The sequence below is a fragment of the Halomonas sp. YLB-10 genome (assembly GCF_003856855.1).
GTDB classification, from domain to species: domain Bacteria; phylum Pseudomonadota; class Gammaproteobacteria; order Pseudomonadales; family Halomonadaceae; genus Halomonas; species Halomonas litopenaei.
Genome location: NZ_RRCU01000006.1, coordinates 357600 through 381601, shown reverse-complemented (window position 1 = coordinate 381601; position 24002 = coordinate 357600). Strand labels below are relative to the sequence as shown.

Genomic DNA, 24002 nt, shown 5'->3' with positions numbered 1-24002 from the left:
GTCATTTACTTTGATGCAGGTGTCTCAAGTCAAGGCCCCGGTACTCAAGGCGACAGATGGAGTCGTTTAGGGTCTCCAGCTCGTAGCCAGACCCGTACCGTGCTGACATGCCCGCCTCGGCGTGGCCTTGCAGGGCGTCCATCACATACTTATCAACGCCCGAGTTCCGGCAAGCGTCCTCGAAGTTGTGCCGTAGAGAGTGGAAGGCGTTCTGCCCGTGCTTGATCTTGAGGGAGTCGAGCAGCGCCCGGAACCGCTTGGAGTAGACGGACGAGTAGTAGCCGTCGTTCCCCATGGGCATGTCAGGGAACAGCCGCTGGCTCCCTTGCTGGCGCATCTTCTCGACGTGATCGAGGAAGCCCAGCCGCTTCAGCTCAGGGTGGATGGGCGTCTGGCGCCAGCTACTGGTGGTCTTCAGCGACTTGTCATCGCCGTCGCCATTGATGTCGATGAAGTCGATACCGTGCTCGTGCTGAACATCCGAGACATAGAGTTGCAGGACTTCCCCCATCCGGGCCCCGGTGAACAGCGAAACCAGCGGCACCCAGAACATGCCCGAGTCCCGAGGGACCAGCGTACCGGGCTGGCGCCAGTGATGGAGCGACTTGCAGCCGGTGAAGACAGGGGCGCGGAAGATGGCCCGCAGCTCCTCCAGCGTGAAGGGATCGCGTTCTTCGCGGGCACGCTTCTTGATGGCCACTTTCAAGCCGTTCAGGGGATTGGGCGGACACTCGTCATAGTGCTTGGCGGCCCAGTTCCAGAAGGCAGCGGCGTAGCCGATCAGTTTGTTCACGTTCTTGCCCGACATCGGCGCCATGCCCAGCTCGTCGGCTCGTTCGGCAGCCTTGTCGATGGCCAGTCCCTGGAGCGGCTTTTGCTTCGTCCAGTTGCTGGGGAGCTTCATCAGGACCGACTTGAAGGCGCGACCATCGGCCTTCGCGTAGGCGTCCAGCGGCTTGTCGCCGACGACCGTGATGAAGTTGTCGAGGGTGGTCCGGTGATCGTTGGTGGTCTTCGGCGCCCAGCTCAGAGACTTCTCCGCGATCCATTCCTTGGCCACGGCGGAGAGCAGCGGGCCTTGTCCATCGTCCGCGAGACTCTGGCGAGCTTCCGACGCTGGGGCGGTGGCCTGTGATGGCAGCGAGTCCACGGTGGGTGTCGGGACTATCTCGCCCTCGTTGCGCGACTGCTGGTCCTTACCGGCGCGAATGTAGGCGGCCTGTAGTGCCCGAGCCAGCGGACGCCAGCTTGGAGAGTCCGGCGACAGGGCAAGCTCTACCCCATTCCATGACAGAATGTCCTCGGCCTCGTCCATAAAGAAGGTGTCCATCCGACCACGGGCGTAGAGGTGGCGGGTATGGCCTATGCTGTCTTCAAGCTCCTCGGCGTACTCATCGAAGTCCCAGCGTTCCCAGTCCGTACCGGGCTCGCCGGGCTCCTCCTCGAAGATGCCTTCCGTCCTTATCTCCTCGTCGGCTTCCAGTAGGGACGCATGATAGAGGGCTGCAAGGTGCTCGATCTGTTCATTGGTGAGGGCGTCGAGGGGCTGGGCTTGGGCTGCCACCCAGCGACGATGATGGTCGAACTTCCGGTCCACCTCGGCGGCTGCCTCACGGACACGGCGTAGCGCCTCCTGATAGTCGGAGGTCTTGAGGGAAAAGGTCTCTTCAGCCTTGGGGTAGCTGGCCTGGATGTCCTGTGGGATGGCGGCCCGGTGATAGTAGCGAGCGCCACGGCGATACAGGCGAGGATGTCCGGTGACTTTCACGGTCTTCATGGCCTCCCAATGTAACACTTCAATGGGACAGCCAAGCAAGAAAAAGCCCCGAGGACAGTATGTTACTGATTCCTCAGGGCCTAGTGTTCGAGTGGCGGAGGGACAGGGATTCGAACCCTGGAAGGGCGTTAACCCTTGCCGGTTTTCAAGACCGGTGCATTCAACCGCTCTGCCATCCCTCCGGCTCACGGCGGTGTACTTTACCAGCTTTTCTCCTCACGTCAACACTTCTGTGCGATCAATGTCTTACGCGAGAGAGCGACACCCCTCCCTGATGCCTTCAAGGGAGCTGTTGCAATAGGGTGACTGCGCAAAAATTGTGCAGCTAAGCAATTTTTTGTCGCCGATAGGAAACAGTGTTCGCGCTGCCCATGGCGGGCCCATGGGCCAGTCTGATCGCTTGAACGGCGTTGAAACCCCGTCGCCAGGCGGCTTGCGTCGGGAACTTGCTGGGGGCATGCTGTGTCGAATGCATGTCAACCAACAGGGAGCTCTGGATACATGGCTTATCAAGAGTCACAGGTGAATCGTCAGACCCAGACGCAGGTCGCTGCGACGAACAAGGTTCTGCGCAACACCTACGGCTTGCTGGCGATGACACTACTGTTCTCTGCCATCACCGCAGGGGCCGCCGTGGCCCTCGGTGTACAGCAGATGAACATTCTGGTGTTCTTCATCGGCGCCTACGGCCTGATGTTCCTGGTCCACAAGACCGCCAACTCCGCCCTCGGCCTGCTGGCGACCTTTGCCTTCACTGGCTTCATGGGCTTCACCCTCGGCCCGATCCTGAGCGCCTATCTGACGCTGTCCAACGGTCCCGAGCTGATCATGACCGCACTGGGCATGACCGGCCTGACCTTCTTTGGTCTGTCGGCGGTGGCGTTGATCACTCGCAAGGACTTCAGCTTCCTGGCGAACTTCATGATGGCTGGCGCCATCGTGCTGATCCTGGCCATGGTGGCGGCGTTGATCTTCAACATTCCGTCGCTGTCGCTGATGGTATCGGCTGGCTTCGTGCTGTTCTCCTCCGCGGCGATCCTGTACCAGACCAGCGAGATCGTGCACCGTGCCGGCGAGACCAACTACATCCTCGCCACCATCACTCTCTATGTGTCGATCTACAACCTATTCATCAGCCTGCTGTCGCTGCTGGGCGTGGTAAGCCAGGACTGATCGTCGCAAGACGTTCTGGCACAACTGTCGTACACTATCGGCCCCGCCTTGGCGGGGCCGACGTGTTTTTGATGACCCGCTTTGTTCAACTCCCGACGTTGGCGGGAGCCAAGGGAATACCATGCGTTATGCCATCCTGCTGCTGGGTGCCCCCTACAGCCATCAGGCCGCACACAGCGCGCTGCGCTTCGCTCGTGCGGTGATCGCCCGCGGTCACCACCTGGAGGCCGTCTTCTTCTATCGCGATGGCGTTCACAACGCCGCGCGCCTGGCATCGCCGCCCCAGGACGAGCCTCATCTGGTCGACGGCTGGACCACGCTGAATCAGGAGCATGGCGTGCGTCTCGAGGTATGCATCGCCGCCGCACTGCGCCGAGGCATCGTCGACGCCGACGAGGCGGCCAGGCACGGCAAGCAAGGCCACAGTGCCCAGGCGCCGTTCGAGCTGACCGGCCTCGGGCAGCTGGTGGACCTGGGCCTCGAGTGTGACAGGCTGGTAACCTTTGGTGCCTGAACGACACCGAGCTGCTGCCGACTGCCGCCAGGCAATGGGTCCCGAGCAGGGCAACGCTGAACCGAGAGAAGAGTGGAAGGTCGATGATTGAGGAACCCAACGACGATTCGGGGGATCTGCTGGTGATTCTTCGTCATGGCCCCCATGGCACCAGCTACCTGAAAGAAGGTCTCGACACGGCGCTGGTGGCCGCCGCCTTCGGGCGCCGGGTATCACTGTTGTTCATGGCCAGTGGCGTGGCGGCACTGGTGCCGGGGCAGGGCGCCGGTCCGCTGGGGCAGAAGGGCACCCAGCCGACGCTGGCCATGCTCGAGATGTACGACATCGACCGGCTGTTCGTGGATGGGGCAGGACTTGCCGAGTTGGGCGTGGCGCCCGAGACGCTGACGCCGGATGCCACTGTCATCGAGGGTGACGCCATTGCCGCCCTGATGGCGGAGCACGCATTGGTGCTGACCTTCTGAATCGGCGTCACAGACGACTCGAGACCGCGTCTCTGTCGGGGCTCGCTCCCACCAGGTTTCACCCATCGACGTCAGCCACTGGACTCACCCACGACCAATACCAGGAATCGGGATGATACTGCACACCCTCAATCGTTCACCGCTGGAGTCGACGGTCTATCGGCAGGCGCTACGGGCGTTGGCAGAAGACGACAAGCTGTTATTGATCGAAGACGCCGTGCTTGGCGCTCTGCCGGCCCAGCAGGCGCTGTGGTCGTCTCTACCCGGTCGTCTACTGGCGCTGGCCGAAGATCTCGAGGCGCGCGGCTTGAGCGAACACTGTGCCACCGGCATCGAAGTCGTCGACGTGGACGGTTTTGTCAGGCTCACCGAAGAGGCCGATAAAGTGGTCAGCTGGTACTGAGGTAACACGATGGCAAGCACTGAAACTGCACGAACCCTGGATCTCGGCCAGGCCTCCGTCCCCCTGGACCCGGAAGGCTATCTGGTCAATCTCGATGACTGGAGTCCCGCCGTCGCCGAGGCGCTGGCGGCGGAAGAGGGCATCACCCTCGGCGACGAACACTGGCAGGTGATCGACGTCCTGCGAGACTTCTATGCGCGCTTCGAGCAGGCACCGGCCATGCGCCCGCTGGTCAAGGCGGTGGGCCAGGCGCTGGGCAAGGACAAGGGGAGCTCGCTGTACCTGATGAAGCTGTTCCCCGGCAGTCCCCCCAAGCTGGGCGCCCGTTTGGCGGGCCTGCCCAAACCAACCAACTGCCTGTAGACGTGCGGCGTTGAACTTTCTCGCCCACGCCTGGCTCACTCGTGCCGGTGACGACGATTTTCTGCTCGGCAACCTGATCGCCGACGGCGTCAAGGGGCGCGATCTCGGCCAGTGGCCCGAAGGCGTCGCAGCAGGCATACATCATCACCGGCGGGTAGACGCCTTCGTCGATCGTCATCCCTCGGTACTTGCCGCTCGACGTCGGGCACCTGCGGCGAGTCGTCGTGTGGCCGGTATCGCCCTGGATCTGATGTGGGACCACTTTCTCGCTCGGGATCTGGCTACCAGCGACCCGCACGAGCGCGAGGTCGTGATCGAGCGATGCTATCGACTGTTCGAGTACCACGGCGCACCGCAGCGGCTGGCCACCATGGTGCCGGTACTGGTGCGTGAGGACTGGCTGCGCCGCTACGCCAGCCTCGCCTTCACCTGCCGTGCCATCGCCGGCATTGGCTCACGCCTGTCCGGGCCCAACCGACTGGCCGAACTGGTACCGCATCTGCGCGATGACTATCGTCAACTGGACGACGACTTTGCGACCCTGTGGCGCGATACCCGCGCGGAACTCGAGACCTCGGGTTCCTAGGGCTCTAACCTTCGCTCGTCGACTTTTCGGACCGCGCCTAGCGACTACCGCGCTGCTTCAGCGGACCGCTACCAGGTACGCAGCCACAGGCATTCCACCTTGTCGCCCGGCGCTATCTCGCAATGGGGCGGGATCACCGCCAGGGCGTCGGCATCAATGCAGGATGACAGTACCCCGGAGTTCTGGTCGGAAAACGCCAGGGCGCTGACGCCCTGTGGGCCGAAGGCGAGGCGCACCCGCATGTAGTGCTGGCGCGGACCGGTGGAGGTGGCAAAGTCGCTGCGGGCCCACAGCCGCGGTAACTCCGCCATGGACTCACAGCCCTGCAGGGCACCCAGCAGTGGGCGCAAGAATAGCCAGGCACCGACATAGCTGGACACCGGATTGCCGGGCAAGCCGACAAACCGCACCGGCGTGCCGCCAGGACCTTCCATCTGGCCCAGGGCCAGCGGCTTGCCGGGACGAATGGCCAGGCGCCACAGGTTCAGCGTGCCCAGTGACTCCAGCGCCGCCTTGACGTGATCTTCCTCACCGACGCTGACGCCGCCGGTGGAGACCACCAGGTCCGCTACCTCGGCGGCCTCCTTCAGACAGGCGCGGGTACCCTCCGGGCTATCCGGTACGCTGCGCGTGAGCACTATTTCGGCGCCGAAGCGCTCCAGCAGGCTCTTGAGCATGGGGCGGTTGGAGTTGTAGATCTGGCCAGCTGCCAGGGGCTTGCCCGGATCGATGATCTCGTCGCCGGTGGACAGCAAGGCCACCCTGGGTCGGCGGTGGACGTCCACTTCGACGATACCCTGGCCTGCCAGGTGGCCAAGTGCGGCGGCGTCCAGCCGAGTGCCGGCGTCCAGCAGCGGGGCGCCTGCGCGTACGTCGCGGCCGCGCCGGCGCACGTTGTCGCCCGCCGGGATGTCGGCGGGAATGACGGCCTCATCACCTTCACGCTGGACCTTCTCCTGCATCACCACGCAGTCGGCGCCTTCGGGCAGCTGGCCACCGGTAAAGATGCGGGCACAGCGGCCGCGCTCCAGTCGCTCGCCCGGGGCCCCGGCGGCCACTCGCAGGGCCACCGGCAGGCGTTGTCCGGCGTCTTCATGGTGCAGGGCGTAACCGTCCATGGCGCTATTGTCGAACGGCGGTACATCCAGGGCCGCCACGACCGGGGCTGCCAGCACACGGCCTTCGGCCTGTTCGCAGGGCTGGCGCTCCACCGGCAGCGGCGCGACGCCTTCGAGCAGGGTGGCCAGGGCGTCCTCCATGGGCGCCAGTGACGCTGCGTGGCTAGACGTCATGCTGCCCCCGCTCCGGTATCACCAGATTGGCGAAGTTGCAGGGCCGGTGACGGCTGTCGAGCTGCTCGGCAAGGATGCCGTCCCAGGCGGTGCGGCAAGCGCCGGTGGAGCCCGGCAGGCAGAACACCACGGTGTGATTGGCCATGCCTCCCAGGCAGCGGCTTTGCACGGTGGAGCTGCCGATTTCCTGATAGGACAGCTGGCGGAACAGCTCGCCGAAGCCCTCGATGCGCTTGTCGAGCAGGGCCGATACCGCCTCCGGGGTGGAATCCCGTCCGGTGAAGCCGGTACCGCCGGTGGTCAGGATCACCTGCACTTCGGGGTCGGCGATCCAGCCTGACACCACCGCGCGGATACGATAGATGTCGTCGATCACGATCTGCTTGTCGGCGAGCTGGTGGCCGGCGGCCTCGAGCCGCTGCACCAGCGCCTGACCGCTGCGATCGGTGTCTTCGGTGCGGGTGTCGGAGACGGTCAGCACCGCCACCTTCAACCCGATCATGGTGTCCTGACTCACTGGCGTCACTCCTTGTCACCGGTACGCTGCTGCTTGGCCTGCTGGCGAGCCTCGAAGGCCGCCATCTGTTCGGGGGTGGCCTTGGCCTGATACATGTCCTTCCATTCGCTGTAGGGCATGCCGTAGACGTGTTCACGGGCGCTTTCGTAGTCGAGCGTCTCACCGCGCTCTTCGGCGGCGGCGACCAGCCACTTGGACAGGCAGTTGCGGCAGAAGTCCGCCAGAATCATCAAATCGATGTTCTGCACATCCTTGTTGTCGTCAAGGTGGCGAAGCAGGCGGCGGAAGGCGGCCGCCTCGAGTTCGGTGCGAGTGGCCTCATCGAGGTGCTGCATGGGGGACTCCAGTAACAGAAAACGATCAGTCGGGCGACTGTCCCACGATGGTAACGCAAGACCGTCACAAGAACAGCGGCAAAAGAATGCCGCCCCGAGTGAGCCCGGGGCGGCGAGAGGGATAGCGGTCACCGTGGGTGGGGCTGCGCTCAGGAGGGGCTGGGAGATTCCGGTTTGGTATCGTCCGTTGCCTCGACGTCAGCCGGGGCCTCGGCCTGATCCTTGACCTCTTCGTACCACAGGTTGTGGTGCTGCTTGGCCCAGCTTTCGTCGACGTAGCCGGTGGTCATGCCCTCGAGCGCACCCTCGGTCCCCAGGGTGCCGATATAGATGTGACCGAAGGAGACGGCGGTAAGCGCGAGGGCACCCACTGCATGGATGATGTTGGCCCACTGCATGGTGTCCCGGCTCTGGTCGAAGTTCGGGAAGTCCAGTACCAGGCCACTGACGAAGACAACCATGCCGGCCGTGGCCAACAGCCAGAACCAGGCCTTCTCGCCACCGTTGGCAAAGCCGGCGTCTGGATGCTTGTCGCCGACCATGCCGCCGCCTTGCTTGAACCACTCGATATCGTGGGCCTTGATCCAGTTGTGCTTGAGAAAGCGCAACAGCACGAAGATCAGCAGCAGACCGAAGAACGGACCGATGTAGTTGTGCAGGAACTTTGTGCCGCTGATCATCGCAGCCCAGAAGGCGTCGCCAAACACTGGCTTGAACACGAACTTGCCGTAGAGAATGTTGAGGCCCGTCAGCGCCAGGATGATGAACAGCGTCGCCAGGGTCCAGTGCAGCGCCCGGCTGAGTACCGACCAGCGCAACAGCTTACGCCCGGTGCGTGGCTCATCGAGGCGGCTGCGACCGACGATCAGATAGAAGATGGTGATCATCGCCAGCATGCCGCCCACGGCGATCAGCCCGAAGGGCGAGACCCACTTGTTGCGCCATTGGCGCCAGCTCTCGCCGCTCTGGTTGATCAGGCTGTAGGTCGAATCATGGCGGGTATCGATAAAGGACTCGCCATCCTTCACCTGGCGCCAGGTGTCGGCGTCGGCGCTGGGTACGGCGGTGGCGATCTCGGCATTGGGATCGGCACCCATGGCGGGAGCGGCGCAGGCCAGCAGCAACAGCAGCAGTGCCGGCAGCACCAGCCCCAGGGCTCCACCCGGTCGAGGCAAGGCATCACGAAGGTTCATGGGGCCTCCTCACTGGTTACGTGTGGCGTCGTAGGCCATGGCGTCGATCGCCGAGGGCGAGCCATTGCCGATATCCGACCAGGCGCCATCCTTGTGACCACGGCGCACCACCCGCTCGCGGAAGATGTCGGCAACGGTCTGGGCATCGCCTGCCAGCAGCGCCTTGGTCGAGCACATTTCGGCGCACAGCGGCAGCTTGCCCTCGGCGATGCGGTTGGCGCCGTATTTCTCGTACTCTTCTTCGGGGCTGTCGGCGGGGCCACCGGCGCAGAAGGTGCACTTGTCCATCTTGCCGCGCTCGCCGAAGGCGTCCTGCTGGGGGAACTGCGGCGCGCCGAAGGGGCAGGCGTACAGGCAGTAACCGCAGCCGATGCACAGATCCTTGTCGTGCAGCACGATGCCGTCGTCGGTCTTGTAGAAGCAGTCGGTGGGGCAGACCGCCATGCAGGGTGCGTCATCGCAGTGCATGCAGGCCACCGAGATGGACACCTCGGACGGCTCGCCGTCGTTCAGGGTGACCACCCGGCGGCGCTGGATGCCCCACTCGACCTCGTTGGCGTTCTTGCAGGCGGTGACGCAACCATTGCACTCGATGCAGCGCTCGGCGTCACACATGAATTTCATCTGGGCCATGTCGAAACTCCTGTTGGTTCGGTGACGTCGGTGTCTAGCTGGCGAGTTCGATGCGACACAGGGTGCACTTGGTTTCCTGCATCTGGGTCACCGAGTCGTAGCCGTAGGTGGTGGCGGTGTTGACCGCCTCACCGATCACGTAAGGCGTGGTGCCATCCGGATAGCGATCGGCCAGGCTTTCGCCCTGGAACATGCCGCCGAAGTGGAAGGGCATGAACACCACTTCCCGCGCTACCCGAGGCGTCACCATGGCCTTGACCTTGATACGGCCGCCTTCGGCGCCTTCCACCCACACCATGTTGCCGTCCTTGACCCCCAGGTCGTTGGCCAGGGCAGGGTTGATCTCGACGAACATCTCCTGCTGCAGCTCGGCCAGCCAGGACATGGAGCGCGTTTCCTCGCCGCCGCCTTCGTACTCGACCAGGCGGCCAGAAGTCATGATGATCGGGTACTTCTTGCTGGCATCATTCTGCTGAATGCTCTGGTACAGCGTCGGCAGGCGGTAGTGCGAGGCGACGTCATCCCAGGTGGGGTAGTCCTCGACCAGATCCCGGCGTGAGGTATAGAGCGGCTCGCGGTGCTTGGGAATCGGGTCGGGGAAGGTCCAGACGTTGCAGCGCGCCTTGGCGTTGCCGAAAGGTGAGCATTCATGGGCGATGGCAACGCGCTGGATGCCGCCGGACAGGTCGGTCTTCCAGTTCTTGCCTTCCGCCGCGGCCTTTTCTTCGTCGGTCAGCTCATCCCACCAGCCCAGGTCCTTGAGCATCTGGGCGCTGAACTCGGGGTAGCCGTCCTCGAGATCGGAACCGGCGCTGAACGAGTTGTCGGCGAGAATCGGGGTGCCTTCGTGCTCGATGCCAAAACGCGCACGGAAGGTCAGGCCGCCCTGGGACACCGGTTTGCTGGTGTCGTACAGAATGGGGGTGCCGGGGTGATTGAGCTCCGCGGTACCCCAGCAGGGCCATGGTAGGCCGTAGTAATCGCCGTCGGCCGGGCCGCCTTCGGCACGCAGATCGCGGAAGCTGAAGGTATGCCAGTTCTGCTGGTGGGTCTTGAGCCGCTCCGGGCTCTGCCCGGTGTAACCCACGGTCCACATGCCGCGGTTGAACTCCCGGGTAATGTCCTCGATCAGCGGCTCCTCGCCGTTGATCTGAATGTTCTTGAACAGCTCGTCGGCGAAGCCGAGGCGCTGGCTCAGCAGGTACATGATGCTGTGGTCGGGCTTGGCCTCGAAGGCGGGTTCCACCACCCGGTCACGCCACTGCAGAGAGCGGTTGGTGGCGGTGACGCTGCCGTAGGTCTCGAACTGGGTGGCCGCCGGCAGAAGATAGACGCCATCGCTGCGATCGTGCATGACCCCGGCGACGGTAGGATAGGGGTCGACGATGACCATCATCTCGAGCTTCTGCATGGCTTTCTGCATTTCGGTGCCGCGGGTCTGGGAGTTGACCGCGTGACCCCAGTAGAACATCGCCTTCAGGCTGGTGCGCTGGGAGATGTCCTGGTCTTCCTCGAGGACGCCATCGATCCAGCGCGATACCGTGATGCCGCTGGAGTGCATGGGGTAGCCGTCGGCGTACTCGGTCTGATCGAAGCGGCTCTTGAGCCATTCGTAATCGAGGTCCCAGATCTGCGCCCAGTGCTTCCAGGCGGCTTCCGACAGACCGTAATAGCCGGGTAGCGAATGCGACATCAGGCCGAGATCGGTCGCCCCCTGGACATTGTCGTGCCCCCGGAAGATGTTGGCGCCGCCGCCTGACTTGCCGATATTGCCCAGCGCCAGTTCGAGGATGCAGTAGGCCCGGGTGTTGTTGTTGCCGGTGGTGTGCTGGGTGCCGCCCATGCACCAGACGATGCAGCCGGGACGGTTTTCTGCCAGCCGCCTGGCGGTATCGTACATGGCGGCTTCCGGCACCCCGGTGATGCGCTCCACTTCGCTCGGCGGGAAGTTGGCAACCTCGTTGCGGACCTCGTCCATGGCGTAGACGCGCTGGTCGATGTACTGCTGGTCTTCCCAGCCGTTCTCGAAGATGTGCCAGAGCAGGCCCCAGATGAAGGCCACGTCGGAACCCGGCCGGATCCGCACGTAGTGGTCGGCCTTGGCCGCCGTGCGGGTGAAGCGCGGATCGACGACGATGATTTCGGCCTGGCTGCGCTCCTTGGCCAGCAGGATGTGCTGCATCGCCACCGGGTGCGCTTCGCTGGGGTTGGAGCCGATGAACATGATCGAGCGGCTGTTCTGGAGGTCGTTGAGCGAGTTGGTCATCGCTCCGTAGCCCCAGGTATTGGCGACGCCCGCCACGGTGGTGGAGTGGCAGATGCGCGCCTGGTGGTCGGTATTGTTGGTACCGGCCAGCGCCGCGAACTTGCGCATCAGGTAGGCCTGTTCGTTGCTGAACTTGGCCGAGCCGAGCCAGTAGACGCTGTCCGGGCCATGCTGCTCGGTCAGTTCCAGCACCTTGGCACCGATTTCGTCGATGGCCTGGTCCCAGGACAGACGTTGCCACTCGCCCCCGACCAGCTTCATCGGGTACTTGAGGCGGCGGGTGGAGTGGCCGTGCTGGCGTAGTGAAGCGCCCTTGGCGCAGTGGGCACCGCGATTGATCGGGTGATCGAAGGCTGGTTCCTGGTGGGTCCAGACCCCTTCCTGGACCTCGGCGTAGACGCCACAGCCCACCGAACAGTGGGAGCAGATGGTGCGGCGGGTTTCCACCGGAGCATCGCTGTAGGGCGTCTTCTCGACCGCTTCGGCGCGTTGCATCATCGGTGAGCCGAAGAGTCCAAGACCGGCGACACCGCTGGTCGCCGCGCCACTGCGCTTGAGGAACTGGCGCCGGGAAATGCCGAGACCGGAGACCTTGGGTGTGGTGGAGGTACGTGTCAGTCGCATGGCAGGCTCTCCTTGTTGTCAGTCGCGCAGGGATGCGTAGAAGGCACGTACGTGTTCTGTCTCGCGGTAACCGGCGCTGTCATCGGCTTTCTCGGTGGCGGTCGTGGCGCTGTCATCGCGTGCAACCGCTACCGAGGCCTGGCCGACCACCACCGCGGCACCGGCGGCCACGGTGCCGCCCCCCAGGGCCTTGAGAAGACGACGGCGTTGAGTGTTGGGCGTTGTGCTCATGCTCATTCTCCTGCTCCAAGGGCCTGGCCTCGGTCCTCGTGGACGCTGGTGCCGGGCACAGGGGTTCCAAGGGTAGTGTTGTCGATCAGGATGGCGCTCTCGCGCTGGAAAAACAGCGTCGCCAGTTCACCCAGCGCCGCATAGAAGGGGGTGTCGACCCGGGCAAGATCGTGCATGCAGCGGCTGGCCCAGGGTGCCAGGTGGCGATGGAAGAAGCTGCCGGCTCGCTGATCGTTCTGGCCGATCAGCATCGCCATGACCTCGCACATTGCCGCCAGATGATCTTCCGGCTCCGAGACGTCGGCAGAGCGCTGGATGCCCAGCGCCTTGAGATCCCGGCGCAGTGCGACCAGTGATGCTTCCATCAGGCCGCCTTCGCGGTAGTAGGAGGCGTAGGGCAGCACGTCGCCCTGGATGACCCCGATCAGATGACGAAAGTGGGCACGCTCCAGGCGTTCGACGTCGCTGTCGGCAGCAGCGGCGGCCAGCCGACTCCAGGCCTGGCTCAGACGAATGTCGTCCGGCTCTCCCTCGAGGCCGGCAAGCCACTGGCGAAGGGCTTCGCTGGGGGGCTCGCGCAGCAGTGCCGCCAGCAGGGCGTAGATGTCGGCCCTCAGATCGGCTTCTTCGGTGCGGGAGTCAGGAATGTCGTGCATGGTCATAGCTTGAGCTGGGCCTCCGGATTGGTCGCCATCTCGTGCCATACGTCCTTGACCCGGCAGTCCTGACACATTTCCAGCCGACGTGCCTGGTCACCACTGAAGTACGCATGGTTGGCCAGTTTCTGCTGGATGGCGGCGATGGTGCGGGCGTTGGCGAAGGCGCTGCCACAGACGATGCAGTGAAAGGGTGCGTCTTCGTGGCACACTCGCCACTGGCTGCGTTCCGCGCTGGCGAGGAAGCCGGGAGACAGGCGGATGGCGGATTCTGGACAGCTCTTGCTGCACAGGCCGCACTGGACGCAGTCTGCTTCGCGAAAGTCGAGGCGCGGGGTGTCACCTCCGGCGCCGAGCGCGCCGGTCGGGCAGCTGGCAACACAGCCCATGCACAGAGTGCAGGCATCGGCATTGACCTCGATGCCACCGAATGGGCTGCCCGGAGGCATCGGGTGCCGCTCGCCGTCCACATGGCCAGTGGCGGCCAGATGGTCCAGTACCAGGGTGAGACGCTCGCGCTTGCCGGGCGCTTCTGCGCCATCTGTTGCCCCTGTATTGCCGGGTCGTCCGCCGGCCATTTGTACCGTGGCCGACGGGGTGTCCTTGTCGCTCCCGAACGCTTGAGCCTGTTCCAGGGAGCGCAGCCGAGGCGTCAGACCCGCATGGCGAGGCAGGGCGAGCGAGCTTTCCTGCTCCTCATCGCTGAACCACTGCAATCGGCCGGGATCATGCCCCAGCGCCTCGAGGATCGCTCTGCCCTGGGCCAGTTGATCCTCCAGGTGAGCGACCAGCCTGTCCGGCATGTCGGAGTAGGCCTGGATGCGCACTTCGCAGGCGCCGGCGGCAATGGCCGACAGCCAATGGTCGACGCCGGCAGAACCCAGATCTTCCAGCGCCACATCGATGACGTGGCCGGCCGCGTCGGATTGCACGTGTAGGGCCTGATCGGCCTGAACGAATCGCAGCACCGCCGACTGGCCGCCGGCGGCGTGGTAGTGGTCGAGCCAGGCGAGCAGGGTGTCCTGCTGGCGCAGGCTATGCGGTTGGCGGAATTCGATGGCCCCGGTGGGGCAGGCGCTGGTACAGCTACCGACCCCCTGACACAGGTAGGGATCGATCTCGATGCGGGCATCGATGCGTCCGGGGACGCTCTTGATGGCGTCGGCGGGACACACTTCCAGACAGCGGGTACAGCCACCGAAGCCACGAGTGTAGTGGGCGCAGCGATCGGCGTGGACCTCGAAGTAGCGGGGCTTTTCGAATTCACCGATATAGTCGCCGAGGCCGTCGATCAGTGTCGTGCGCGCTTCACCGGCGACCGGGGAATGAAAATAGCCGGGAGGCGGGAGTTCCAGGGGCAGGCGCGGTGTCGGTGTCAGGTCCAGCACCAGGTCATGGTGTTCTCGGCCCAGCAGTGCCCGGGCAAGCTCGATGGGGCCCTCATGGCCTTCGAGCCAGGCGCTGAAGTGGCCAAGGTAGCCTTCCAGGTGCAGCCGTCCGAGTTGGGAGGCGAGTAGCGGCTGGAGCTGCACATCGGCAGCCTCGGCACGCTGCAACAGCGCATCGTCCGGCACATCGGTCACCACCAGCGTGATACTGGCAAGCCCTTGTTCAAGCCCTCGTGCACGCACCAGTACTTCCAGCAGGGACGCGCTGTCGCCAATCGCCAGTAGATGGCCGTGGCTTTGGTAACCCACCGTTGCTGCGACGAGATTGAGCGGCCACGAGACGGCGCCAAGGGCTCGCTCACGGGCCTGCCGGTTGACCTCGGTGTCCACCGGCACGGTTGCGATTTTCTGGTTCATGCTGACTCACGGTCGAAAACTTTGTGTTCGTTATGATTTTTTTCTTATGTGTCATCCCCAAGTGTGAGCGCTGTACATCAAATGCGCCAACACTCCTTGGTCGAAGGCGGTAAGCACCGCTATGACGAGGTGGGACCAGGCCCCTCGGGATCTTCCTCGCTGGCAGCCAGCGCCCAGCCAGCGGCTGGTGCTGCACGGCCTGCCTTGGCGGATGCGGAGGTGTGGCAGACACCTCGTTCGCCAGCTTGTGTCATGGCCTCCGACGTTGTGGCGTTGGCTTGCGACTGTGACTGTGACGGTGATGGCGTCGTGGTGGTATCGGCGACGTCCTCGTCGCTAGCGCCGTCTCCCTGATCGCTGTGCCCTGGCGGGGTGTCTGGCAGGGCGTCTGGCGGGGTGTCTGAAAGAGCGTCTGGCGTTTCGCCCGCTGAGTCGGCGACGCTATCTTCCGCGGCCTCCTCGTCATCGACGTTATCCCACCACCGGCGCAGGCGCTGGGCGGTCTCGCTGGGCAAGGGGGTCAGCTTGGCGCGAAAGTCATCATCATAGTCATCCAGCCCGTCGCGCAGGTTGTAGCGTTCACCGCGAAACAGCTGGCGCAGGGCGCGTTTCTTGAGCGCCCGGTCCACGCCCGAGGCGAGGTATGCCCGAATATCGCTGCCGGGCGCCAGTGACTCGGGAGGCGGTAGCTCGACGTCCGCATCAGAGGTCGCGTCCGCAATTGATGCGCCGTCGTGCGCATCGTGCTCGGGCGCGGCAGCGGTATCGACCTCGGAGTGGGACGGTTCGGCATCGCTGCTGGCAATTGGGGCGGCGGGGGCTCCCTGCGTGTCGAGAGCAGCATCACTGGCGGCGGTGGCGTCAGGGGGTGTGCCGTCGACAACCGACGGGTCCTTGAGCTTTCTGCGGGACCACTGTGACAGGCGACTCATGGGGTGTTCTCCCGCGCACGTCCGGCACCCTTGCGCTTTTTCTTGCGACCCTCGATCGGCGCCTCGCCATGGGCCACCAGATAGGCCTCTATCCAGGCCTGGATCGCCAGTGGCATCTCTGTGGCGAGCACGCGGTGTTCTCCGTCCATCCAATTGGCCGCGACGTCCTGGCTGGCGGTGATGGCATCGATATGGGGCTCTCCGTCGCTGTGTCCGGCGCGGATAAACAGACGTGGGGCAGCGGCCTGAAGGTTGAACCGATAAGCCGCCCGCTCGGTCAGGCTGAGCACCAGCGTCACGACGCTGGGCCCCTGATCGCCAGGCTCCAGACGCTCGACTGCCCAGCTGCGCTGGCGAAAGCCCTTGATTACCTTGTCCTGTGGCGTGATCGTCACACTGAGTGGCCGGCGATTGGCTAGCCTCGTCATGGCGTAATGTCCTTGGCAATGGCAGGATGCGGTCAGTCATGCCGTCGAACCTGATCCGTGGTTCCGACTGCTTTTATCGGCCGACTCGTGTCAGCAAGCAGTATTAGCAAAGCAGTTTCCGCATCACGCCGTCAATTCGACGTTATCCGGCCACCTCAGCGCTTATTGTCCGATGGGAAGGTCGATCGGAAAGGCCTATCGGAAATGTTTCTCGGGGATCGAGATGTCGACCATACAACGTAGTCACGCCCTGTTGCCGCCCACCATCGAGATCGACGTCGTCGATGAGTTCGGCGAATCGCACCGTCAGGCTATCGCCGCGGAGCGCTCGCTGACGGTCTACCTCAACCGGCGGGAAATCGTCACCCTGATGTCGCTGGGAGCGGACCCGGAGGCGTTGGTGGTGGGCTATTTGCGCAATCAGGGGTTGATTACGCAGCGCGAAGACCTCGAGGCGGTGATGGTCGACTGGGAAGTCGAGGCTGCGGCGGTTGTCACTCGCCATTCGCCGGAGGATCTGGAGCAACGGCTAGGCCAGCGCACCGTTACCACCGGCTGCGGCCAGGGCACGGTATTCGGTCGCCTGCTCGATGCGGTGCCACAGACCCGGCTTTCCCAGGCCAGGGTGAGTCAGTCGGTGATCTATCGGCTGCTCGACAACCTGGGAGACTACAACGAGACCTACCGCAGCGCGGGGGCGGTCCATGGCTGTGCGTTATGTCGCCAGACCGAGGTGCTCGACTTTGTCGAAGACGTGGGCCGGCATAATGCGGTGGACACCCTGGCTGGCCGAGAGTGGCTCGACGACCTTCCGCTCGGCCAGGCGGACATCTTCTATACCACCGGACGGCTGACGTCTGAGATGGTGCTCAAGGTGGCCCAGATGGGTATCTCGGTGCTGGTGTCGCGCTCAGGCGTTACCCAGAAGGGCGTGGAGCTAGCCCGGCGCTTCGGCGTGCTGCTGATCGCTCGGGCCAAGGGGCGCAGGCTCCAGATTGTCCATGGGCGCGAGCGCTTCGACTTCGACGCACAGCCGGCCCGGCGTCCCGGAGATATCAAGCGCCGGCAGACGAAAGACTAGGCGCCATCGGGGGCTTCCCAGACGTTGTCGCTCAGGTGTTCTCGCGACGGGTACAGACCGACAGTACGGTGGCGTCCTCTTCACTCACCGAAACCAGCGCGTGACCCATGTCGCTGTCGAAGTAGATGCTGTCTCCTGCAACCAGGCGCAGCGGCTCGTAGAATTCCGAGTACAGCAGAATCTCGCCGTCCAGCACCATCAGGAATTCCTCGCCATCATGGCGCACCCACTCGGAAAATTCCTCGAAGTGTCTGGCGCGCACGATGGTCTTGAACGGGATCATGCGCTTTTGCGCCAGCTCACAGCTGAGCAGCTCGTGTTCGTAGGTTGGGGTAGGGTGGCGCTGGCCTTGGCCGCGGCGCGTCATGTCTCGCCTGCCCATGGTGCGGGTCTGCTGCCTGGGCGGTGACAGCAGTTGGGGCAGGTCGATGTCGAGGCCGCCGATCAGCTTCTGAACGGCGGTAAAGGTCGGCGAGATCTGATCGTTCTCGATCTTCGACAGGGTCGAGCGCGCGAGACCGGTCTTCTGGCTGACGTCCTCCAGGGTCCACTGGTTGGCCAGACGAATCTCCTTGAGTCGCTCCCCCAGACGAAGGGGTTCGACGAAGGCCTTGCGGCCGGAGGCGATCTTGAGTGCCGCCTCCTGATCGGTGTGTTGCGCCATGTCGTGTTCACAATAGGAAACCAGGTTTCCTCTAGGCTACCACAGCGTCGCCACTCCCTGCCTGTGTCTCGGCGGGCATTCGACCCGGGTTTTCTATCTGGACTATCTGCCCCGGCCTGCTACTGGAGTTTGCTGACAGCCTGGCGTCCGAGTCCACCATGAGGCGGTTCGGCGCGTCGATATTTCCCGGACATGTTTCCCGGCATCGGGAAACACAGGCCGACGTAAGGGGCTGGGGCAGGGCAAAGCAAGGACAAGGCAAAGCAAGGGCAAGGGGTGAGCCAAGCCACCAGGTGAAAGGCGATTCGCCAAGACGGCTCCAGTCGCCGTCGTCAGGGCTGGTAGGCCAACCCCAGCAGGGCCCGCAGATGGGCTTCCACCGAACGTCCCAGCGCCGCCAGGTCATAGCCCCCTTCCAGCACCGAGACGACGCGGCCCTCGGCATGTCGCCGGGCAATATCGAGGATACCCTGGGTGATCCAGTGGTAGTCCTCGTCGGCGAGACACAACTCTGCCATGGGGTCGTCGCGATGGGCGTCGAAGCCCGCCGAGACCAGTATCAGCTCAGGGCCGAAGTCTTCAAGAGCGGGCCACCAGTCACGCTCGATGGCCGCGCGAAAACCAGCGCTTTCGGTGCCGGCGGGCAGCGGCGTGTGGACCACGTTGGGGTAAGGGGTATCCAGATAGCGCCAGGGGTAGAAGGGATACTGGAAGCTGGTGCAGACCATCACCTCGGGGTCATTCTTGAAGATGTCGATGGTGCCGTTGCACTGGTGGACATCGAAGTCGAGGATGGCGATGCGCCGCGCTCCGTGGACGGCGCGGGCGTGGGCCGCGCCGACGGCAACATTGTTGTAGAAGCAGAAGCCCATGGCCTCCTGGGCCTCGGCGTGGTGACCGGGAGGCCTGACCGCACAGAAGACATTGTCGGCCTGACCGCGGAACACCTGATCGACCCCCTTGACCACGGCGCCGGCGGCCAGACGTGCGGCCTGCAGGCTGTCGCTGTTCATCAGGGTATCGGCGTCGATCGAGGCGTGCCCCTCCTGGGGCGAAGCCTGCTCCAGCCGAGCGAGGTGCGCCTCGGGATGCACGCGCTGCAACTGCTCTTCAGTGGCCTCCCGAGCGTCTGCCTGCATCGCGTGTTGCAGCACGCCAGAGCGCATCAGTTGCGCCCTGATGGCATCGAGTCTCAAGGGACTCTCCGGATGATCCGGCCCCATGTCATGACGCTGGCAGTACGGGTGACTGAGAAAGGCTGTGATCATCGATATCTCCGACTGGTCTGGCGCCACCTTAGGAGTAATACGGACCCCGAGACAGTGGCAAATGGTCGAAGCGTGATGCCAAGGATGCCTTGTTCCTGGTCAAGCTAGCGCTGGACGTGGTTGTGGGGTAGCGCCACACTCCGGCACTATTTCCATAACGTTCAAGTGCGCAAGTGCGCACAATTCGCCGCCAGGGTGTCGGCTACCCGTCGCCTGAGGAGACCACCTGTGAGCACCCAGTTTCTTCGTCGCTTTTTCGATCCCGCCTCGATCGCCGTGGTGGGTGCCTCCGAGAAGCCTGAGTCCACGGGTGGGCAGGTCATTCGCAATCTGCTTGACGGCGGCTACGGCGGCAAGCTGTGGGCGGTCAACCCCAAGGGGTACGCCAGCGTCCACGGGGTCGAGTGCGTCGCTCGCACCTCTCAACTTCCCGAGGTGGTGGACCTGGCGATCCTGTGTTCGCCGGTCTCGACCCTGCCGAAACTGTTGAGCCGGCTGGGTGAACGCGGGGTGCGAGCGGCCCTGGTACTGTCCGGTGGCAGTCAGCTGGAACAGGACGAAGGCGGCAAGTCGTCGATCCGCCAGCGCATGCTCGATGCGGCCCGGTCCTCCGGCATTCGAATCCTGGGGCCGGAGTGCATGGGCTTGATCGTGCCGGGACGACGGCTCAATGCGTCCTACTCCAGTCATACGGTGCCCAGGGGCAAGGTGGCGTATCTGGGGCAGTCGGGCATGCTGGCCAACGCCATGATCGACTGGGCGGCCGGGCGCGGGATCGGCTTTTCTCACCTGCTGACGCTGGGGGAAAGCGTCGATGTCATGCTTCCCGACCTGATCGACTACATCAACCAGAACTCGCCCACCCAGGCGATCCTGTTGCACCTTGAACGGGTCCACGACGCCCAGCACTTCATGACCGCCGTGCGTGACGCGTCGCGCAATCGGCTGGTACTGGCAATCAAGAGTGGCAGGACCAGCCAAGCCGACCTCAGCGGCCTGCCACCGACACCAGGCGTCACCCACCGTGATCGGGTCTTCGACGCGGCCTTCGCGCGGGCTGGCGTGGTAAGGGTCAACGATTCCGACGAGCTGTATGACGCACTGGAGACACTGTCACGGATGCGCCCACTCAAGGGCGACCGTCTGGCGATCGTCTCCAACGGGCTGGGACCGGCCATGCTGGCCATCGACAAGTTGATCAACGCCGGAGGTCGTCTGGCCGAATTTGAGGAGGCTACCCAGGCGTCGCTGCGCGAGCGAGACCTCGATATCAGCAAGCCCGGCGAAAACCCGGTGGATCTCGGGGGCTACGCCACCCCGGAACGCTTCGTGGCGGCGTTGGAGATCGTCGCCGCCGACCCCAATGTGGACGCCGTACTGGTGGTCCATGCTCCGACGCGTCTGGCGCCTTCCAAGGCGACCGCCGAGGCGCTGATCCGTGAACGCAAGCGCTTTCGGCGTAACTTGTTGACCAGCTGGATGGGCTTCGAACAGGCGATCGGCGCTCGTCACCTGTGTCACGAAGCGGGTGTACCCACCTATCTGTCGCCGGAGAAGGCGGTGAAGGCCTTCATGCACATGGTCGACTATCAGCGGGTCCAGTCGTTATTGCAGCAGACGCCCCCGAGCCTGCCGTTTTCGACCTCGGCCGAGGTGCGAGAGCGCTGCCACCGGCTGATCGACGAGGTGCTCGCCGATGGTCGCGAGAGCCTGACCCATAGCGAGACCGCCCAGGTGCTCAAGGCCTACGGCCTGCCAGTGGTGGAGAGTCGCTATCCCGACGGTGCCCCGGCCGCCGAGGAGGCCGCCCGGGAGCTGACGGGCCCCTTCGCGATCAAGATCGTGCACGACGGCAACAGTCGGCCATTTCGTTACCGGCGACATCCTCACAAGCTGTCGGCGGGGCTGGTCCAGGATCTGGCCGGACCCGGCGACGTGGCCGAGGCGGTGGATCGTCTCAGCGAGAAGGTCTCAGAGAAATTTCCCGGCTTTCGCGTGCGAGAGTTCTGCCTCCAGCCCATGCAACGGGGCAAGCATTCGATGCAGCTGTGTGCGGGCATCACTCGGGACCCGGTCTTCGGACCACTGATCCTATTCGGCATCGGCGGCTACAAGGTCAATATCCTGGCGGATCGACAGGTCTCCCTGCCGCCCTTGAACATGACGCTGGCCGCAGACATGGTGTCTCGTACCCACGCCGCGCGGCTGATTCGTGAACACTCGAGTGATCCAGAGCGCGATGAACAAAGGCTGTGCCAACTACTGGTCACCCTGTCGCAGATGGCCACCGACCTGCCTCGGCTGCGTGGTCTCGAGATCAACCCGCTGCTGCTCAATCGAGACGGCATGGTGGCGGTGGACTTCGCCATGGACCTCGGTTCTCCGGCGCGCTTCGCGATCATGCCCTATCCCGAAGAACTGAGGGAGTGGGTCAAGCTCAGAAACGGCTGGGACGTCGAGTTCAGGCCCATTCGGGCTGAAGATGCCCCGCTGATTACCGACTTCCACGGGCAGTTGTCCGAGGAGAGCATCCGCTTTCGCTACTTCCACAACAAGACCGATTTAAGCCAGGGCGATCTGTCGCGCCTGGCCCATATCAACTACGACCGACAGATGGCGTTTATCGCCGAGCGTCTTTGCGAAGACGGCAGCAAGGAGATGCTGGGGGTGGTTCGGGTCTGGAACGATCCCGACAATATCCGAACCGAGTTTTCGATCATCATCCGCGATGACCTTCAGGGGCTCGGTATCGGCAGTCGTCTGATGGAAAAGATGATCCGCTACTGCAAGGGGGTCGGCACCCTGGAGATGGTCGGCAAGATCATGATCGACAATCACCCCATGCGCGCACTGATGAAGCACCTCGGGTTCCGACAAAGCTTCAACATGGAGGAGCAGGTGGTGGACGCAGTGCTGCGCCTCAACGAGCCGGGCAACGATTGGCAGCGCCACCGCCTGGAACGGCCGATGGAGTAGCAGGTCGGTTCGATTCCAGGACCGCCGGCCTGGCCTCCCGCCTGTGCTTGCAAGGCGGGAGCCGGTCGGATGATTCGTTCAGGGTGCCAGCCGCACCACTTCCCAGTGGCCATCGCGGCGGCCGTAGCGAACCCGGTCATGCAGGCGACTGGGCTGTCCTTGCCAGAACTCGATCATTTCGGGGACGACGCGGTAGCCGCCCCAGTGCACCGGGCGCGGGATATCCTGGCCTTCGTAGGCCTTCTCGAAGCGCCGCTGGCGCTGCTCGATCCAGTCGCGATCGGGGATGACCACGCTCTGGGTGGCGATCCAGGCCCCGAGCTGGCTGCCGCGGGGACGGCTTGCAAAATACTCGTCCGACTCCTGCTCGGCGACCTGCTCGGTGCGTCCCTCGATGCGCACCTGGCGCGCCAGCTTGGGCCACCAGAAGGTCAGGGCCGCATGGGGGACGTTGGCCAGTTCGCTACCCTTGTGGCTGTGATAGTTGGTGTAGAAGACCATCCCGTTTTGATCGAACCCCTTGAGCAGCACCACCCGCGCGTGGGGCAGGCCCTGGCTGTCCACGGTCGACAGGGTCATGGCATTGGCATCCTGGGGATCGGTATCCAGGGCCAGGGCGAACCACTCATCGAACATGGTGAAGGGATCCTTGGGTACCTGGCCTTCGTCCAGGCTGCCGCCTTCATAGTCACGTCGAATGTCCGCAATATCACGGGTCATCGGTATCTCCGGTGGAATCAGACAAAAAAAGGACGGCCACTAGGGGTACCGTCGTCCAATTGATAAATCATCGCACCTTGTGTCCGAGATGTCGCCCCGCGTCGCCGGGAACACCACCGTCATCGTCGCGAGTCATGATGAATGTCAGCTGCTACAGCTTTAGCAAGTACCGCTTTGGCAAGGCGCCACCACAGGGAGTGGCTATCTTGAGTATATCGTCACTGGCGCCAGGCGTGGTGCCTTTATCAGCGAGGGGGAGCGACCATGCCATCTGTCGAGTCAACGTCAGCCGCCGAGCACAGGCCGTCAGGGCGTAGCCGGCGTGTCTGGAGCCTGGCCATCCGGCTATTCCACTGGGGGCTGGTGGCCTGCGTTGTACTCTCATTTCTGACCATGAAGGTGGAGACCGACCTGTTCGACTTTCCGCAGAACGTGCACGCCAGGGCTGGGCTGATAGCGCTTGGGCTTTTGCTGTTTCGCTGGGGGTGGGCGCTGGTCGGCGATCACCACGCGCGCATCGGCTCCTGGCTGCGCTCTCCTTCGGTAACGCTGTCCTATGCCAGAGACCTGATGAAGCGACGTGCCGATATCTTTGCCGGTCACAATCCGCTGGGGGGCTGGGCGGTGCTGGCGATGCTGACGAGCCTGACGATTCAGGCGCTGACGGGGCTCTTTGTCACCGATGACATCTTCTTCGAGGCGCCGCTGCATACCCTCGTGCCAGCAGCAGTCAGCGACACGGCTCTGTGGATTCATCACCTCAACGCGAATGTGCTGCTGGCGCTGATCGTGCTTCACCTGGGGGCTCTGCTAGCCCATCGCTGCCTCGGCGAGCGACTGGTAGGCGCCATGTTCAGCGGCCGCAAGACGCTGCCGCGGGGTGCGCACTGGGCCGAGACGGACACAGAGACCCACCAACAACCAGAGCAACAGTCAGATCAAGAGCTAGATCGGACGTCAGATCAGCAGCAGGGGCAACTTGGAAGCAGCGGCAAAGGGGTAGAGCCTGGCCGCTCGGCCCTGATGGTACGAGCGGCGCTGCTGGCCCTGTTCAGTACGGGGTGTGTGATGTGGCTGTGGGGGCGCTTGTGAAGCGGCGAA

Annotated in this window: 24 protein-coding genes and 1 tRNA gene; 9 read left to right on the top strand and 16 right to left on the bottom strand. The window is 63.9% G+C overall.

Annotation, left to right across the window (positions count from 1 at the left end; all coding sequences use genetic code 11):
* Position 1 precedes the first annotated feature (1 nt).
* Together EBB56_RS15610 and EBB56_RS15605 are read right to left on the bottom strand one after the other, a co-directional pair.
* Positions 2–1816 carry a site-specific integrase gene (locus tag EBB56_RS15610; protein ID WP_260425377.1) on the bottom strand — a complete coding sequence of 605 codons (1815 nt, stop codon included), beginning with the start codon at positions 1814–1816 and terminating at the stop codon, positions 2–4.
* Positions 1817–1869: 53 nt separating this feature from the next.
* A tRNA-Ser gene (locus EBB56_RS15605) sits at positions 1870–1959 on the bottom strand.
* 319 nt (positions 1960–2278) lie between these two features.
* Between EBB56_RS15605 and EBB56_RS15600 the strand changes: the two genes are divergently transcribed.
* From EBB56_RS15600 to EBB56_RS15575, 6 genes are all read left to right on the top strand, one after another.
* Positions 2279–2950: a Bax inhibitor-1/YccA family protein gene (locus EBB56_RS15600; protein ID WP_045991749.1), complete on the top strand. Its 672-nt coding sequence runs from the start codon at positions 2279–2281 to the stop codon at positions 2948–2950.
* Positions 2951–3071: 121 nt separating this feature from the next.
* Complete coding sequence (gene tusD, locus EBB56_RS15595; RefSeq protein WP_124804761.1) at positions 3072–3464, top strand: sulfurtransferase complex subunit TusD; 393 nt, start codon at positions 3072–3074, stop codon at positions 3462–3464.
* An 83-nt stretch (positions 3465–3547) separates the two neighbouring features.
* Complete coding sequence (locus tag EBB56_RS15590) at positions 3548–3928, top strand: DsrE family protein (RefSeq protein WP_045991751.1); 381 nt, start codon at positions 3548–3550, stop codon at positions 3926–3928.
* A 112-nt stretch (positions 3929–4040) separates the two neighbouring features.
* Entirely contained in the window at positions 4041–4331 is a 291-nt protein-coding gene (tusB, locus tag EBB56_RS15585; RefSeq protein ID WP_108449307.1) for a sulfurtransferase complex subunit TusB, read from the top strand.
* 9 nt (positions 4332–4340) lie between these two features.
* A complete protein-coding gene (locus EBB56_RS15580; RefSeq protein WP_045991752.1) occupies positions 4341–4694 on the top strand; it encodes a TusE/DsrC/DsvC family sulfur relay protein in 354 nt (117 codons plus the stop codon).
* Between the two features lie 10 nt (positions 4695–4704).
* Entirely contained in the window at positions 4705–5280 is a 576-nt protein-coding gene (locus tag EBB56_RS15575) for an ACP phosphodiesterase (protein ID WP_124804760.1), read from the top strand.
* 68 nt (positions 5281–5348) lie between these two features.
* Here EBB56_RS15575 and glp read toward each other — a convergent pair whose 3' ends face one another.
* The 11 genes from glp to EBB56_RS15520 all read right to left on the bottom strand — a co-directional run bounded on the left by glp (position 5349) and on the right by EBB56_RS15520 (position 16192).
* A complete protein-coding gene (gene glp, locus EBB56_RS15570) occupies positions 5349–6572 on the bottom strand; it encodes a gephyrin-like molybdotransferase Glp (protein WP_124804759.1) in 1224 nt (407 codons plus the stop codon).
* Positions 6562–7074 carry a molybdenum cofactor biosynthesis protein B gene (moaB, locus tag EBB56_RS15565; RefSeq protein WP_108133422.1) on the bottom strand — a complete coding sequence of 171 codons (513 nt, stop codon included), beginning with the start codon at positions 7072–7074 and terminating at the stop codon, positions 6562–6564. Before moaB ends, glp begins: the two co-directional genes overlap by 11 nt.
* A 20-nt stretch (positions 7075–7094) precedes the next feature.
* Entirely contained in the window at positions 7095–7424 is a 330-nt protein-coding gene (locus tag EBB56_RS15560; RefSeq protein WP_108133399.1) for a DUF1244 domain-containing protein, read from the bottom strand.
* 149 nt (positions 7425–7573) lie between these two features.
* Entirely contained in the window at positions 7574–8617 is a 1044-nt protein-coding gene (locus tag EBB56_RS15555) for a formate dehydrogenase subunit gamma (protein WP_108133400.1), read from the bottom strand.
* A gap of 9 nt (positions 8618–8626) precedes the next feature.
* Positions 8627–9250: a formate dehydrogenase FDH3 subunit beta gene (gene fdh3B / locus EBB56_RS15550; RefSeq protein ID WP_045992214.1), complete on the bottom strand. Its 624-nt coding sequence runs from the start codon at positions 9248–9250 to the stop codon at positions 8627–8629.
* A gap of 34 nt (positions 9251–9284) precedes the next feature.
* Entirely contained in the window at positions 9285–12140 is a 2856-nt protein-coding gene (locus EBB56_RS15545; RefSeq protein WP_108449302.1) for a formate dehydrogenase subunit alpha, read from the bottom strand.
* A gap of 18 nt (positions 12141–12158) precedes the next feature.
* A complete protein-coding gene (locus tag EBB56_RS15540) occupies positions 12159–12371 on the bottom strand; it encodes a twin-arginine translocation pathway signal (protein ID WP_045992212.1) in 213 nt (70 codons plus the stop codon).
* 2 nt (positions 12372–12373) lie between these two features.
* Positions 12374–13027, bottom strand: coding sequence for a molecular chaperone (locus EBB56_RS15535; RefSeq protein ID WP_124804771.1), 654 nt, complete (start codon positions 13025–13027; stop codon positions 12374–12376).
* A 2-nt stretch (positions 13028–13029) separates the two neighbouring features.
* Complete coding sequence (locus EBB56_RS15530; protein ID WP_124804758.1) at positions 13030–14832, bottom strand: 4Fe-4S binding protein; 1803 nt, start codon at positions 14830–14832, stop codon at positions 13030–13032.
* 119 nt (positions 14833–14951) lie between these two features.
* Entirely contained in the window at positions 14952–15764 is an 813-nt protein-coding gene (locus EBB56_RS15525) for a DUF3306 domain-containing protein (protein ID WP_124804757.1), read from the bottom strand.
* Positions 15761–16192 (bottom strand): DUF3305 domain-containing protein, encoded by a 432-nt coding sequence (locus tag EBB56_RS15520; RefSeq protein WP_045992209.1) that lies wholly within the window; start codon positions 16190–16192, stop codon positions 15761–15763. Before EBB56_RS15520 ends, EBB56_RS15525 begins: the two co-directional genes overlap by 4 nt.
* A 223-nt stretch (positions 16193–16415) precedes the next feature.
* Between EBB56_RS15520 and EBB56_RS15515 the strand changes: the two genes are divergently transcribed.
* A complete protein-coding gene (locus EBB56_RS15515; RefSeq protein ID WP_045992208.1) occupies positions 16416–17273 on the top strand; it encodes a formate dehydrogenase accessory sulfurtransferase FdhD in 858 nt (285 codons plus the stop codon).
* A 31-nt stretch (positions 17274–17304) separates the two neighbouring features.
* Here the strand turns inward: EBB56_RS15515 and EBB56_RS15510 are convergent, their stop codons facing one another.
* Both EBB56_RS15510 and EBB56_RS15505 read right to left on the bottom strand, forming a co-directional pair.
* On the bottom strand, positions 17305–17937 hold the full coding sequence (locus EBB56_RS15510) for a helix-turn-helix domain-containing protein (RefSeq protein WP_124804756.1): 633 nt from the start codon (positions 17935–17937) through the stop codon (positions 17305–17307).
* Between the two features lie 332 nt (positions 17938–18269).
* Positions 18270–19205 carry a histone deacetylase family protein gene (locus EBB56_RS15505; RefSeq protein WP_124804755.1) on the bottom strand — a complete coding sequence of 312 codons (936 nt, stop codon included), beginning with the start codon at positions 19203–19205 and terminating at the stop codon, positions 18270–18272.
* Positions 19206–19433: 228 nt separating this feature from the next.
* On the opposite strand from EBB56_RS15505, the gene EBB56_RS15500 reads away from it, so the two are divergent.
* On the top strand, positions 19434–22181 hold the full coding sequence (locus tag EBB56_RS15500) for a bifunctional acetate--CoA ligase family protein/GNAT family N-acetyltransferase (RefSeq protein ID WP_124804754.1): 2748 nt from the start codon (positions 19434–19436) through the stop codon (positions 22179–22181).
* 78 nt (positions 22182–22259) lie between these two features.
* On the opposite strand, the gene pdxH is transcribed toward EBB56_RS15500, so the two are convergent.
* Complete coding sequence (gene pdxH / locus EBB56_RS15495; protein WP_108133409.1) at positions 22260–22901, bottom strand: pyridoxamine 5'-phosphate oxidase; 642 nt, start codon at positions 22899–22901, stop codon at positions 22260–22262.
* A gap of 264 nt (positions 22902–23165) precedes the next feature.
* Here pdxH and EBB56_RS15490 point away from each other — a divergent pair, with 264 nt between their 5' ends.
* On the top strand, positions 23166–23993 hold the full coding sequence (locus tag EBB56_RS15490) for a cytochrome b/b6 domain-containing protein (protein WP_124804753.1): 828 nt from the start codon (positions 23166–23168) through the stop codon (positions 23991–23993).
* Positions 23994–24002 lie beyond the last annotated feature (9 nt).

Bases quoted from the DNA above. Each gene is read 5' to 3' on its own strand.
- EBB56_RS15510 (WP_124804756.1), bottom strand. From the start codon at position 17,937: ATGGCGCAACACACCGATCAGGAGGCGGCACTCAAGATCGCCTCCGGC.
- EBB56_RS15530 (WP_124804758.1), bottom strand. From the start codon at position 14,832: ATGAACCAGAAAATCGCAACCGTGCCGGTGGACACCGAGGTCAACCGG.
- glp (WP_124804759.1), bottom strand. From the start codon at position 6,572: ATGACGTCTAGCCACGCAGCGTCACTGGCGCCCATGGAGGACGCCCTG.
- EBB56_RS15590 (WP_045991751.1), top strand. From the start codon at position 3,548: ATGATTGAGGAACCCAACGACGATTCGGGGGATCTGCTGGTGATTCTT.
- EBB56_RS15490 (WP_124804753.1), top strand. From the start codon at position 23,166: ATGCCATCTGTCGAGTCAACGTCAGCCGCCGAGCACAGGCCGTCAGGG.
- EBB56_RS15545 (WP_108449302.1), bottom strand. From the start codon at position 12,140: ATGCGACTGACACGTACCTCCACCACACCCAAGGTCTCCGGTCTCGGC.
- EBB56_RS15580 (WP_045991752.1), top strand. From the start codon at position 4,341: ATGGCAAGCACTGAAACTGCACGAACCCTGGATCTCGGCCAGGCCTCC.
- EBB56_RS15520 (WP_045992209.1), bottom strand. From the start codon at position 16,192: ATGACGAGGCTAGCCAATCGCCGGCCACTCAGTGTGACGATCACGCCA.
- EBB56_RS15525 (WP_124804757.1), bottom strand. From the start codon at position 15,764: ATGAGTCGCCTGTCACAGTGGTCCCGCAGAAAGCTCAAGGACCCGTCG.
- EBB56_RS15540 (WP_045992212.1), bottom strand. From the start codon at position 12,371: ATGAGCACAACGCCCAACACTCAACGCCGTCGTCTTCTCAAGGCCCTG.
- tusB (WP_108449307.1), top strand. From the start codon at position 4,041: ATGATACTGCACACCCTCAATCGTTCACCGCTGGAGTCGACGGTCTAT.
- EBB56_RS15600 (WP_045991749.1), top strand. From the start codon at position 2,279: ATGGCTTATCAAGAGTCACAGGTGAATCGTCAGACCCAGACGCAGGTC.
- EBB56_RS15555 (WP_108133400.1), bottom strand. From the start codon at position 8,617: ATGAACCTTCGTGATGCCTTGCCTCGACCGGGTGGAGCCCTGGGGCTG.
- EBB56_RS15505 (WP_124804755.1), bottom strand. From the start codon at position 19,205: ATGATCACAGCCTTTCTCAGTCACCCGTACTGCCAGCGTCATGACATG.
- EBB56_RS15560 (WP_108133399.1), bottom strand. From the start codon at position 7,424: ATGCAGCACCTCGATGAGGCCACTCGCACCGAACTCGAGGCGGCCGCC.
- pdxH (WP_108133409.1), bottom strand. From the start codon at position 22,901: ATGACCCGTGATATTGCGGACATTCGACGTGACTATGAAGGCGGCAGC.
- moaB (WP_108133422.1), bottom strand. From the start codon at position 7,074: ATGATCGGGTTGAAGGTGGCGGTGCTGACCGTCTCCGACACCCGCACC.
- EBB56_RS15535 (WP_124804771.1), bottom strand. From the start codon at position 13,027: ATGCACGACATTCCTGACTCCCGCACCGAAGAAGCCGATCTGAGGGCC.
- EBB56_RS15515 (WP_045992208.1), top strand. From the start codon at position 16,416: ATGTCGACCATACAACGTAGTCACGCCCTGTTGCCGCCCACCATCGAG.
- tusD (WP_124804761.1), top strand. From the start codon at position 3,072: ATGCGTTATGCCATCCTGCTGCTGGGTGCCCCCTACAGCCATCAGGCC.
- fdh3B (WP_045992214.1), bottom strand. From the start codon at position 9,250: ATGGCCCAGATGAAATTCATGTGTGACGCCGAGCGCTGCATCGAGTGC.